Genomic DNA, 12,883 nt, shown 5'->3' on the forward strand with positions numbered 1-12,883 from the left:
TATGAAAGTAGAAGATTTTGATTTCCATTTACCTGAAGAGCTAATTGCTCAAACTCCATTGGAAGATCGAACAGCAAGTCGGCTAATGGTAGTTGACCGTAAAACAGGAGAAGTAGAACATAGTCATTTCCCTCATATTGTAGATGAACTGCAAAAAGGGGATTGCCTTGTTCTGAATGATACACGAGTTATGCCTGCAAGACTATTTGGCGTAAAAGAAGAAACAGGGGCTCATATAGAAGTATTGTTATTGAAGCAAGGCAACGATGATGAGTGGGAAACATTGGTCAAGCCGGCAAAACGCGTAAAAGTTGGTACCGTAATTACTTTTGGTGATGGTTTACTTAAAGCCACTTGCACAGGTGAATTGGACCATGGCGGGCGATTATTTAAATTTAGCTATGAGGGAATCTTTTATGAAATTCTCGATCAGCTGGGGGAAATGCCTTTACCTCCTTATATCCATGAAAAACTAGAAAATCGCGAACGTTATCAAACGGTCTATTCGAAAGAGATTGGATCTGCAGCTGCACCGACAGCCGGATTACATTTTACCAATGAAATTCTGGAACAGATAAAAGAAAAAGGCGTGGAGATTGTTTTTATTACATTGCATGTTGGTCTTGGTACATTCCGTCCAGTAAGTGTAGACTCCATTGAAAGCCATGATATGCACTCAGAGTTTTACAGCGTAAATGAAGAAGCAGCAAAAACAATTAATCGAGTAAAAGCAAATGGCGGAAAAGTGGTTGCAGTGGGTACTACTTCCACACGTACACTTGAAACAATTGCACAAAAATACGATGGCGAAATTCGAGCAGAACAAGGCTGGACAAATATCTTTATCTATCCGGGTTTTGAATATAAAGCAATTGATGGATTAATAACAAATTTCCACTTACCAAAATCCACATTGGTCATGCTGGTAAGTGCGTTAACTTCTCGAGACATAATCTTGAAAGCGTATAATCAAGCAGTAGAGGAGCAATATCGTTTCTTCAGTTTTGGAGATGCGATGTTTATTCGACCAGCCCGCAATTGATTTTTGCGTAGAATGTTTAAGAAATTGGGGCAACCTAAAGAGAAATGATCGAAGACTAAGAGGGCCCCATCGTGTGGCAACGTCTTCGTGACCAACATCGTGTTGGCCCGAAGTACTGTTTTTACTTCACAAGAGAGGAATTATTTAGAATGACAACAAAACCAGCAGTAACTTATGAATTGATTAAAACATGTAAACAAACAGGAGCCAGACTCGGTATCGTTCATACACCACATGGTTCTTTTGAAACGCCAGCATTTATGCCGGTTGGGACACAAGCAACTGTAAAAACGATGTCGCCTGAAGAGCTTAAAGAGATGGACGCGGGTATTATTTTGTCCAACACTTATCATCTATGGCTGCGTCCTGGTAATGATATTGTAAAAGAAGCAGGCGGCCTTCATAAATTTATGAACTGGGATCGTCCAATTTTAACCGATTCAGGCGGCTTCCAAGTATTTTCACTAAGCGAGTTTCGTAAAATTGAAGAAGAGGGCGTTCATTTCCGTAATCATTTGAATGGGGACAAGCTTTTCTTGAGCCCGGAAAAAGCAATGGAAATTCAAAATGATTTGGGTTCCGATATTATGATGGCATTTGATGAATGTCCACCATACCCTGCAACTTATGAATATATGCTAAATTCCGTTGACCGTACATCACGTTGGGCAAAACGCTGTAAGGAAGCTCATTCCCGTCCAGAAGATCAAGGATTATTTGGAATTGTCCAAGGCGGGGAATTTGAAGAGCTGCGCAAACGTTCGGCGGAAGCTTTAGTGGAACTTGACTTCCCAGGATATGCAATTGGTGGACTATCTGTAGGTGAACCTAAGGACGTTATGAATCGTGTATTGGAATTTACGACGCCGTTATTGCCTGACAACAAACCGCGTTATTTAATGGGGGTAGGTTCTCCTGATTCATTGATTGATGGAGCCATCCGCGGAGTTGATATGTTTGATTGTGTATTGCCGACTCGTATCGCTAGAAATGGCACATTAATGACTTCCGAAGGACGTTTAGTCGTGAAGAATGCAAAATACGCTCGCGATTTTGGCCCAATTGATCCGAACTGTGATTGCTATACATGTAAAAACTATACACGTGCATATGTACGCCACCTAATTAGAACAGAAGAAACGTTTGGTATTCGTTTAACGACATACCATAATTTACACTTCTTGCTAAAATTAATGGAACAAGTTCGACAAGCAATCCGTGAAGATCGACTTGGCGACTTCCGTGAAGAATTCTTCGAAAAATACGGATTTAATAAGCCGGATGCTAAAAATTTCTAAAAACAGCTTTTTTAGTGGAGAAATGTGGAGTTTTATGAAAAAGCGTGATTATTTTCATAATTATAGTAGTTTCGTATCGCTTTTTCTATTCATTCTATACTATACTTATTAAGTAAGATTTAGAAAGGAGGACATAAAACTATGGATACAATCGTTGGTTTACTTCCAATACTTATTATGTTCGTTGCGATGTGGTTCATCTTAATCCGTCCAGCTCAAAAAAGACAAAAACAAACTGTACAAATGCAAAATAGCATAAAACGAGGAGACCAAGTCGTAACAATCGGTGGTCTACATGGCGAAGTAGATGCTCTAGAGGACACGGCAATTTACATTATTGTCGATGGTAAAACTCGTTTAAAATTCGAGCGTCAAGCAATCGGTCGAGTACTTACTGAGAAATAATGTTAAAATCAAAAGCTTACTAAAACGGACAAGCACCGTTCTAGTAAGCTTTTTTTCGTGCCAATAGGAATTCTTTTCAATGAATACTTACATGTCAGTATGCCCAAAATGTGTACTGAAGGATGTGGGTATATGGAAACTTATATTGAAATTTTTCTTAGAACTGTTTTTCTTTATATTTTTATATTAATCGTTTTTCGCCTGATGGGTAAAAGAGAAGTAGGCGAATTAAGCATAATGGACCTGGTAGTCTTTGTATTAATCGCTGAATGTGTTGCATTTGCATTGGAGGATGTAGATAAACCTGTTTTTGAGAACGTTTTTCCCATCATCATTTTACTGATCATTCAATTTATCAATTCTTTAATTACATTGAAAAGCAAAAAAATACGTGACATTATAGATGGCGATCCATCCCTGATCATCCGTGATGGTGTAATCAATCAAGAGGAAATGCGAAAGCAGCGCTACAACTTGGATGACTTGTTCCAGCAAATGCGCGAAGAAAGAGTCCCATCTGTCCAACAAATTGATTATGCTTTTCTAGAGCCATCAGGTAAGTTATCTATTTTCTTAAAAAGTGACAATCCACTTATATTATCACTTATTGTGGATGGTTATATCGTTGATAAACATTTAACAATAATGAACAAAGATAAAGATTGGCTAATGAACGAACTAAAAAAACTAGGGTATAGCGAAAGAATCAGGGACATTTTCTACTGCTGTTACGAAAACGATGAATTGCATGTACAATTAAAGACGACGGGAAACAATTGAGCGTAAAACCTTGAAATCACTCCACTTAATTTGATTTGTAAGAATTAATAATAGTGTCAGGATGAGTAATGTGAATGCACTATTTGTCCAAAAATCAAATGACGCCATAGGGATGAGGTAGGACTGTATAAAACAAGTTATAATGAAAATACCATACGGAATAGCAAAGAATCGAAAACCGGCAGCAATCATCTTGTGATTGCGGAGTGTAGCCATGTGTAAAAATGAAGTGACCAAAACACCAAAGCCTATCGCAATAATTGCACCGTATTCTTGAATAAATGGCTGCGAGGCTAGTACAAACATCACAAATAGCTTGCCAAGACCGCCATAAATTGAATTCATCATGGCAGGGCGTGCTTCATCGATTGCTTGTAAAATCGAGTGGAGCGGACTCTGGATATAGTAAAAGTAAAAGATCGGCGCCAAAATTTTCATAAATCCTCGGTTCTCTTCCAAATCGAAGAGCTTCATTGCAAGTTCATCGCCGTGGATGAAGAAATACGTTGCAGCATAACACCCGACCAAAGAAGATAAGCGCAAAGAAATGCCGATCCGTTCATTTAATAATTGCGTATTACTTCTGGCAACCGCATCACTAACAGCTGGAATCAATACGATTGCAAGTGCATTAGGAATGAAAGATGGGAATAAAAGCAGCGGTACATGAACACCGGAAATAATCCCGTATAAAGTAGTGGCTCCGACGGCTGTCAATCCTGAAACAGTTAATGCCTTCAAGAAAACGATAGGTTCCAAAAACCAAGTAAAAGTACCAAATAATCGACTGCCCGCAGATGGTACGGCAATTCTCAATAGTGGCATTGCTGGATAGGCTTTGTTTGATTCGTTTTTCTTGGCTTTCTTTTTCTTGTATTGATAGTGAATGTATAGGTAAATAAATGAGAAAACTTCCCCAAATGCAGTAATCGCCATCGCATATGCAGCCGTCAATGCAGGGTTGTCAGCTGTAACCAAGTATGGCAATAGCAGCGTAATGAGTGCGATTCGAATAGCTTGCTCCAACATCTGTGACCACGCAGTAGCAGAAATGACCGCGATGCCCTGCAAATAACCTCGTATCAGACCCGAAAAAACTACAATCGGTACAGCTCCCAAACCAATATAAAGCGTTAACCTTGTTGCATCATTATGTAAAAGTGTCCCAGCCAAGTATGGTATAAACAAGAACAGTAACGGTGTGAAGATAATAATGGAAAGTACCGACCATCTTGTAGCTGTTTTCATAACAGCCTGGAGTTGACCTTCTCTCCGTTTAGCATGCAGCTCTGCTATTACTTTTGCTACAGCTATCGGTATACCTAATTGCAATAAGGATACAAAGAAGATGAATGCTGGATAGGCAGTCATATATATACCTACAGCTTCTTCGCCAGCAACCCGCATAAACTGCATTCTGTATATGAAGCCGAACAGTTTAGATAAAAAAATAACAAACGTTAGAAAAATAGTCCCTTTAACAAATGAACTCATTCATTCAATCCCTTCTCATTTCAAGAAATTTCATATACAATATTTGTATGCTTGAATGTAGTGAGTTAAAACTATCGGTTGGGGGGATTGTAATGATTCAGTTCGAACAGCTATACAAAGAAGTTTTACCGGTATTACAAAGCAAAATGGAAGAAATAAATTATTATGAATACGATGGAATCAAATTAGAAGATATCTGGAATTTCTGCATCAAAAAAAAGTGGCGAAAGAAAAAAGTAGAAGACATGCATTTATATGAAATAGTGGAAACAATCTACTCGGTAAAGCCTTCCGAGATTGTCAGCTTCTTCCAGATCCAGCAATTTCGGACGGAGAATTGGTTTGGAGACATAAGCCGGGACGAATTGCAAGAGTTATTAAAGCCCAAAAATGCAGCAGATGCTAAATAAATCCATGTCCATTGGTTTGACAGCCAGCGAATCGTGTCTCATAATGAGTTTTGTACATAAACTATACTCGTTTAGTTTAAACCAAAACTAAACTGAAATTTTGATAGAAAACGCTAGATGCAGATCTCTAATATTGATTAAGGTTAGGTTATATATTAGAGATGCAACTTCGATTTAGCGCCCAAAAGCGGCAAATCGTGTTTTCTATCTGTGTATACATCAAGAGGTATACGCAAATTTGAGGAGGATTTATAGATGAAGCTTAAAAGCCGTATAATTACTTTTGTACTAGTGGCGGTAGTACTATTTGCTGCGATGGGTGCAACAGTACAAGGAGTTTTGAAGGATGTAAAACTCGGGCTTGATTTACAGGGTGGGTTCGAAGTTCTATATGAAGTAGACTCACTTGTTGACGGTCAGAAAATTACACAAGATGTTTTGACTGACACGACGTCGGCACTTACTAATCGAATAAACCAATTCGGGGTAAGTGAACCGAGCATACAAGTCGAAGGTGAGGATCGAATTCGTGTACAACTTGCTGGAATCGATGATCAATCTTCAGCTCGTGAATTATTATCAAGTACGGCGAACTTAACATTCCGAGACGTAAATGACAATATTTTATTGGATGGTACGGACTTAAAAGAAGGTGGGGCAGCTGCTTCCTTCGATCAGCAGAATCGTCCGATTGTAACACTTACATTGAAAGATGCTGCCAAGTTTGCAGAAGTGACGAAGAAAGTATCTCAAATGGGACCTGGTCAAAACCTTCTAGTTGTTTGGCTGGATTTTGAAGAGGGCGTTGATTCGTACGCTGCAGAAGCACAAAAGGAAGATCCGAAATTTGTATCCGCAGCCGGAGTAGATCAAGTATTAAATACGACGGATGTCATGATTAGTGGTAATTTTACTGTTCAAGAGACAAAAGATTTTGCCAGTGTTTTAAATGCAGGGGCATTACCGGTTAAGTTGACGGAAATTTATTCTACCTCTGTGGGTGCACAGTTTGGTGAAGAAGCATTGAATAGCACAGTATTTGCCAGTGTAGTCGGAGTTATTTTAATTTTCATCTTTATGCTCTTTTACTACCGTTTACCAGGCTTTATCTCGATCATTACTTTATCGGTATTTACTTATTTAGTCTTGGTTGTATTCAATGCAATAAACGCTGTCTTGACATTGCCGGGTATCGCGGCACTTGTACTAGGGATAGGGATGGCGGTAGACGCCAATATCTTGACTGCTGAACGTATACGCGAGGAGCTGCGAGTAGGTAGATCGGTAAAAGAGGCTTACCAACATGGTTCGAAACAATCCTTATCTGCTATTATCGATGCACAGTTAACAACCCTACTAGCTGCAGCAGTACTATTCTTCTTTGGTACAAGCTCGGTAAAAGGGTTCGCAACAACATTAATGATTACAATTGTACTAAGTTTCGTAACCGCTTTGTGGTTATCACGAATTTTATTGGGTTTACTAGTAAACAGTGGCTACTTCAATAGTCCATCACTTTACGGAGTACGAAAATCAAAAATACATGATGAATCAGAAGGAATCGAAACATTAGATTTATCTACAAATTTTGATCGATTGGACTTTGTTGGAAATCGTAAAAAATTCTATTCATTATCAATTGTCATCTTGATAGTCGGTGCTGTCATCATTGGTATTTTCAAGTTGAATCTAGGAATTGATTTCTCAAGCGGTACTCGTGTAGAAATTCTCTCAGATCAGCAAATTTCGCAGGAAGAAGTAACAGAGTATATCGATGAAATTGGGTTCCCTTCCGAAAAAGTGATTATTTCCGGGGAAGATCAAAATACAGCAGTAGTTACTTATAAAGAGGATTTAACTCAACAACAGATTCTTGATTTTAAAGCGGCAGTACTTGACGAGTATGGTCATGAGCCAAGCGTAAGTACAGTATCACCAACAGTTGGACAAGAGTTGGTGAAAAATGCGATTTATGCTTTAGCTATTGCTGCATTAGGAATAATCATCTATGTGGCGTTCCGTTTCGAATGGCGCATGGGTGTGGGCGCAATTGCTTCGTTGCTGCATGATGTATTCTTTATGGTTGCTATTTTCAGTTTCTTCCGATTGGAAGTGGATATTACATTCATTGCGGCCATTTTAACAATCGTTGGTTATTCCATTAATGACACAATTGTTACGTTTGACCGTATTCGTGAAAACGTGAATCGAAAAGGTAAAATTACGACAAGAGAAGAGTTGGCCGAGATTGTGAATAAATCGCTTCGCCAAACAATGGGCCGTTCAGTGAATACTGTACTGACAGTAATCATTGTAGTAATAGCCTTATTACTATTTGGTGCTCCAGCAATTCAAAACTTCTCAATCGCTTTACTGATTGGTTTAATTACAGGTATGTATTCATCCATTTGTATTGCAGCTCAAATTTGGTACACATTAAAATGTCGCGAAATGGACAAAAAAGGTACTGCAGTAGAAAGCAAAGAGAAGAAACAATGGGGTTCAGACGAGCCTGTTGTTTAATAAACTGATAAAAAGACAAAGTGTGGAATCTCTCACTTTGTCTTTTTTACTGTCTAGGCGCAGTCTAATAAACTTTGAAGTATGGAAAGATTCAATAAGCCAATTGGGCAAAAGTTTCTCAAAAGCGGGTATATTGTGACATAACGAGCTAGATTAAGAGAATGGAATATCACCAATGCCGGTGTAATGTGACAAAACTGGTTAGCAATGCTGATGAAGTGTCCTAAAACTAGGATTAATCCGACAAAACTAATCAACTGAATTAGCGAATGTCTTATTAAATTATGAAACTTTAATTGAGAAAAAATATATATTTATTAAATAACACTAATAACGAACATTCCATATATATAAAGCACCTATTCCTATTTTTATCAATTAATCTATTTTTATCGGTTAGTAGTTCACGAGATTTTTCGGTATAATGAAAACTTGAGGAAGTGAGCAAATGATACAATCAACAAAAAAATGGGTTGTCGAACAGCCTGATGAAGACCTAATCAAACAACTGCAAAGTGGATTAAATATATCATCCCTGGCAGCCAAAATATTATCTGCCAGGGGCTATTCATCTTCTGAACAAGCTAAAACCATTATTAATATGGATGAATCAAACCTGCACGACCCGTATTTATTAAATGGCATGAAAGAAGCGGTTGAGCGGATCGAAGAAGCTTTAAATAGTGGCGAGAAAATCTTAATCTACGGGGATTATGATGCTGATGGAATTACAAGCACAACCGTAATGATGAATGTATTGCTCGATTTAGGGGCTGATGTTGAATACTGCATTCCCAATCGATTTACACACGGTTATGGACCGCACGAAGAATTATTTCGGGAAGCACACAAAAATGGTGTCCAATTAATTATTACGGTCGACAATGGCATTAGTGGGATTGAACCTGTTCGAGTGGCTAAAGAGCTTGGTATGGATGTCATAGTAACTGATCATCACGAAGCGGGAGAGGTATTGCCGCCAGCGGATGTAATTATTCACCCTAGAGTGCCGGAAGGGCATTATCCTTTTGGGGAACTGGCAGGCGTAGGGGTGGCTTTTAAATTAGCCCACGCTTTATATGGTGAAGTTCCTGATCATTTATTTGAGTTCGCAGCTATTGGAACCATTGCGGACCTAGTACCGCTTGCAGGAGAAAATCGTTATATCGTACAGCAAGGGCTAAAGCAGTTGAAATCATCTTCTAATCCCTGGGTACGCGCATTATGTGATGTCACAAGCGTGAAACAACAGGAAATCGATGAAGAGGCAATTGGCTTCTATTTTGCACCAAGGCTAAATGCCATCGGGAGACTGGGCGATGCAGATCCTGGTGTAGCCTTTTTAATGAGTGAAAATGATGGCGATGCAGCAACCGGTGCAAAACTCTTGAATCAAAAGAATGTAGAACGAAAAGAAATTGTCAGTACCATAACCGATCAGGCGATTGAAATGATAGAAAACGACCCGGCAATTTCGAATTCGCTGGTTTTAGTACTGGCAAAAGAGGGATGGAACGCCGGTGTTATTGGAATTGTAGCTTCACGCTTGGTGGAGAAATATTATCGGCCGACAATTGTACTATCTCTTGATCCAGTAAAAGGAACAGCAAAAGGATCAGGTCGAAGTATCGAAGGTTTCCACCTATATAATGAGTTGGCTAAAAATCGCGAAATACTGCCTCATTTCGGTGGACACCCAATGGCGGCAGGAATGACCTTTGCAGCGGAGCATGTGGATGAGCTGCGAAGCCGTCTGCATCAGCAAGCATCAAAATGTCTAACGGATGAGATGTTGACGCCAAAGCTTTCGATTGATGTACCTGTGGAAATCAGCGAAGCCACTGTGGAAGCAATTGAGGAAATCAAGCAGCTTGGACCATTTGGGACTGGTTTTGCAAAGCCGAATTACGCTCTACAAAACGTCCAGGTTCGCTCGATGAGAAAAATTGGCGCCGGAGAAAATCATTTGAAACTAGAATTGGAAGATGCACATGGATTCATCGATGCAATCGCGTTTAGTAAAGGCTATTTGTACGATGAAATTACCTATGGTGTCAATCTCTCCTTTGTCGGCGATTTACAGATTAATGAATGGCAAGGAAAGAAAAAAGCGCAATTAATGATATCGGATGTCAAAACAAACGAATGGCAGCTTTATGATTATAGGGGCAAGAACCAAGTACAAAAATGGGTTCATTCATTGCCAAAAGAATGTAGTATTATTGCCTTCCAGCACTCAACAAAAGAATGCTTTGAAGGACAAATGGCAAATGAAATTCATCTTATAACGAATGAAGATAATATTTCTAACCTTTCGGCAAATATTTTGTTATTAGATTTGCCAAAAAGTGCACACACTTTAGAAAAGTTAATCTCAAAGAATAAGCCTGAACGAGTTTATGCTGTCTTTTATACGCCGGAGTCCAAATATTTCAATGGAATGCCTACAAGGGAGCATTTTGGCTGGTATTATGGTTTTTTGAAAAAACGTCCAAATTTCAATCTTCAAAAGCACATACAGCAATTGGCCCAACATATTGGCCTAAATGGAGAAGTAATAAAATTTATGACGAACGTGTTTTTTGAGCTAGGTTTTGTTACAATAGAAAATGGTCTGACAACAGTAAATAATAATGTCCCAAAACGATCGCTCTCTGAAGCAAGTGTCTATCAACAAAGAGCCGAACAGATTGAATTGGAACAACAGCTTTTGTATGCACCATATATAGAACTAAAACAATGGTTCAAAGAACGAATGAAGGAATATAACTATTCCTAAGGAGGACAAATTAGTAATGGATTTAACGCAATATGTAACAACTGTAGAAAACTGGCCAAAAGATGGCATTAGCTTCAAAGATATCACGACGATTATGGATAATGGCCCAGCTTTTAAATATGCGGTAGATAAAATTGTAGAATTTGCAAAAGAAGTAGGGGCTGATGTTATAGTTGGTCCTGAAGCCCGTGGTTTCATTATTGGATGCCCAGTAGCATATGCTCTGGAAATTGGTTTTGCTCCCGTACGCAAAGAGGGGAAGCTGCCTCGTGAGGTCGTACGCGTAGAGTACGGTTTAGAGTATGGACAAGACGTATTAACAATGCATATGGACGCAATCAAGCCAGGACAAAAAGTATTGATTGTAGACGACTTATTAGCTACTGGCGGAACTGTTGATGCTACAATCCAGTTAATTGAAAAATTAGGTGGCATTGTTGCAGGCTGTGCATTTATTATTGAACTACAAGAACTGGAAGGCCGCAACAAAATCGGAAATTACCCTGTTAAAACATTAATCGAATACTAATTCGAAGTAAAAGCTGTTTAAAAGTGAAAAGACTTTTAAACAGTTTTTTATTTTCAGCACTAAGCTCCTGTTATAGGTTTCATAATTACAAAATATTAACGTAAGGTTAATATTGTCTTTATTTTAATTTAGTAACATAGGTTTTAATTACATTTTCAATAGGGTATGTAATACCAACCAATTGAATGTCATGGAGGTAGCATTTTGGACTCTTTTGTTTCTTCGTTTCTTCATCATTTTAATTTTGTCACGTTTCTTATTTTTTTATTGTTTTATTCCTATCAGTTTGTCTATATGCTCGTTGCACTCAAGAGTAAACGGAAAAAAAGGAATGTGGCCAATAATCATCATCCAAACAAATATGCGGTAATTATTGCAGCAAGAAATGAAGAACTAGTAATAGGGGAATTAATCAAAAGTATCCGAAAACAAAGCTATTCCCAAGAATATGTCGATATCTTTGTTATAGCGGATAATTGTACGGATCAGACGGCTGAAGTAGCTAAACAGGCAGGGGCAATTGTCCGGGAAAGATTCAACAAGAATCAGATAGGCAAAGGCTATGCTCTTGATTTTATGTTCAAAATTATTGGCAATGAATACTCCTCCAAAGAATATGATGGGTATTTCATTTTTGATGCTGACAATCTGCTCGACGAGAACTATATTGCTGAAATGAATCGCACGTTCAACCAAGGTTATAGGGTTGTAACAAGCTATCGGAATTCTAAAAATTTCGATCAAAACTGGATTACTGCCGGCTATGCCATTTGGTTTTTGCATGAAGCAGAATATTTGAACCTTCCAAGAATGATACTGAATACGAGCTGTGCCATTTCAGGTACAGGTTTTCTAGTGCATTCCGATCTAATAAAAAAGAACGGTGGATGGAACTACCATCTCCTTACGGAAGATATTGAATTCTCAATTTCGCAGATTCTAAAGGGCGAGAAAATTGGGTATTGTCAGGATGCTGTTTTTTATGATGAGCAACCCATCACATTTAGACAATCTTGGAGACAGAGATTACGCTGGGCAAAAGGATTTTACCAAGTGCTGTCAAAGTATGGCAAAGATTTAATGCGCTGTATTTTTACAAGGAATCAAAATAGTTTTTCCTCTTTTGATATGTCGATGACCATCATGCCGGCGATGATTCTTACAAATCTCTCAATAGTAGTCAATGGGCTGTTTTATCTAGCGGTATTGTTTGATGTGTTAGAAGATGTGGGCGTAAGTGGTACAACACTTGTTATAATGCGATCAATCGGCATGTACTATTGTGTGATGTTTCTTATGGCGTTAATAACTACAATAACAGAATGGAGAAGAATACATTGTGCAGGATGGAAGAAAATTGCCTATTCATTTACATTTCCATTCTTTATGATGACCTACATTCCCATTGCAATCGTTGCTTTATTTAAAGAAGTGGAGTGGAAGCAAATCCAGCACACTGTCGTTAAATCCATAGATGAAGTTCAGTAGGTTGGTTATTTTGAAGCTGACTAGAAAAAAGGTTGTCTCATTTCGAAGTGAGATAACCTTTTTTGTACATGAATATTAATAATTTCACAGTATTTCTACAAAAAAGATTAAAATGTGTCATTTTTTATAAAGTAT

The 12,883-nt window shown here is 38.4% G+C and carries 10 protein-coding genes; 9 read left to right on the forward strand and 1 reads right to left on the reverse strand.

The genetic code is table 11. The annotated features are described in order from the left end of the window. Position 1 precedes the first annotated feature (1 nt). The 4 genes from queA to QYB95_RS13495 all read left to right on the forward strand — a co-directional run bounded on the left by queA (position 2) and on the right by QYB95_RS13495 (position 3,525). Positions 2-1,042, forward strand: a complete 1,041-nt coding sequence (gene queA / locus QYB95_RS13480) for a tRNA preQ1(34) S-adenosylmethionine ribosyltransferase-isomerase QueA (protein ID WP_301138857.1) — start codon at positions 2-4, stop codon at positions 1,040-1,042. A 149-nt stretch (positions 1,043-1,191) separates the two neighbouring features. Then, the gene (gene tgt, locus QYB95_RS13485; RefSeq protein ID WP_301138911.1) at positions 1,192-2,340 is read left to right on the forward strand and encodes a tRNA guanosine(34) transglycosylase Tgt; all 1,149 of its coding nucleotides are present in this window, start codon (positions 1,192-1,194) and stop codon (positions 2,338-2,340) included. Between the two features lie 141 nt (positions 2,341-2,481). Then, positions 2,482-2,745 carry a preprotein translocase subunit YajC gene (gene yajC / locus QYB95_RS13490; RefSeq protein ID WP_301138858.1) on the forward strand — a complete coding sequence of 88 codons (264 nt, stop codon included), beginning with the start codon at positions 2,482-2,484 and terminating at the stop codon, positions 2,743-2,745. Positions 2,746-2,877: 132 nt separating this feature from the next. Next, on the forward strand, positions 2,878-3,525 hold the full coding sequence (locus tag QYB95_RS13495; protein WP_301138859.1) for a DUF421 domain-containing protein: 648 nt from the start codon (positions 2,878-2,880) through the stop codon (positions 3,523-3,525). On the opposite strand, the gene QYB95_RS13500 is transcribed toward QYB95_RS13495, so the two are convergent. Next, complete coding sequence (locus tag QYB95_RS13500) at positions 3,502-5,019, reverse strand: putative polysaccharide biosynthesis protein (RefSeq protein WP_301138860.1); 1,518 nt, start codon at positions 5,017-5,019, stop codon at positions 3,502-3,504. The two genes, QYB95_RS13495 and QYB95_RS13500, sit on opposite strands and share 24 nt — an antisense overlap. A 92-nt stretch (positions 5,020-5,111) precedes the next feature. Between QYB95_RS13500 and QYB95_RS13505 the strand changes: the two genes are divergently transcribed. From QYB95_RS13505 to QYB95_RS13525, 5 genes are all read left to right on the forward strand, one after another. Next, on the forward strand, positions 5,112-5,429 hold the full coding sequence (locus QYB95_RS13505) for a post-transcriptional regulator (RefSeq protein ID WP_301138861.1): 318 nt from the start codon (positions 5,112-5,114) through the stop codon (positions 5,427-5,429). 255 nt (positions 5,430-5,684) lie between these two features. Next, positions 5,685-7,952 (forward strand): protein translocase subunit SecDF, encoded by a 2,268-nt coding sequence (gene secDF / locus QYB95_RS13510; RefSeq protein WP_301138862.1) that lies wholly within the window; start codon positions 5,685-5,687, stop codon positions 7,950-7,952. A 448-nt stretch (positions 7,953-8,400) separates the two neighbouring features. Continuing rightward, complete coding sequence (gene recJ, locus QYB95_RS13515; protein ID WP_301138863.1) at positions 8,401-10,731, forward strand: single-stranded-DNA-specific exonuclease RecJ; 2,331 nt, start codon at positions 8,401-8,403, stop codon at positions 10,729-10,731. Between the two features lie 16 nt (positions 10,732-10,747). After that, positions 10,748-11,260, forward strand: a complete 513-nt coding sequence (locus QYB95_RS13520) for an adenine phosphoribosyltransferase (RefSeq protein WP_301138864.1) — start codon at positions 10,748-10,750, stop codon at positions 11,258-11,260. Between the two features lie 204 nt (positions 11,261-11,464). Then, positions 11,465-12,748 carry a glycosyltransferase family 2 protein gene (locus QYB95_RS13525; protein ID WP_301138866.1) on the forward strand — a complete coding sequence of 428 codons (1,284 nt, stop codon included), beginning with the start codon at positions 11,465-11,467 and terminating at the stop codon, positions 12,746-12,748. Positions 12,749-12,883: the final 135 nt, after the last annotated feature.

It is taken from the genome of Ureibacillus aquaedulcis, from assembly GCF_030418165.1.
Lineage (GTDB): Bacteria > Bacillota > Bacilli > Bacillales_A > Planococcaceae > Ureibacillus > Ureibacillus aquaedulcis.

Coding starts and splice junctions, on each gene's coding strand:
- recJ (WP_301138863.1), top strand. CDS start 8,401: ATGATACAATCAACAAAAAAATGGGTTGTCGAACAGCCTGATGAAGAC.
- QYB95_RS13520 (WP_301138864.1), top strand. CDS start 10,748: ATGGATTTAACGCAATATGTAACAACTGTAGAAAACTGGCCAAAAGAT.
- queA (WP_301138857.1), top strand. CDS start 2: ATGAAAGTAGAAGATTTTGATTTCCATTTACCTGAAGAGCTAATTGCT.
- secDF (WP_301138862.1), top strand. CDS start 5,685: ATGAAGCTTAAAAGCCGTATAATTACTTTTGTACTAGTGGCGGTAGTA.
- yajC (WP_301138858.1), top strand. CDS start 2,482: ATGGATACAATCGTTGGTTTACTTCCAATACTTATTATGTTCGTTGCG.
- QYB95_RS13495 (WP_301138859.1), top strand. CDS start 2,878: ATGGAAACTTATATTGAAATTTTTCTTAGAACTGTTTTTCTTTATATT.
- QYB95_RS13505 (WP_301138861.1), top strand. CDS start 5,112: ATGATTCAGTTCGAACAGCTATACAAAGAAGTTTTACCGGTATTACAA.
- tgt (WP_301138911.1), top strand. CDS start 1,192: ATGACAACAAAACCAGCAGTAACTTATGAATTGATTAAAACATGTAAA.
- QYB95_RS13500 (WP_301138860.1), bottom strand. CDS start 5,019: ATGAGTTCATTTGTTAAAGGGACTATTTTTCTAACGTTTGTTATTTTT.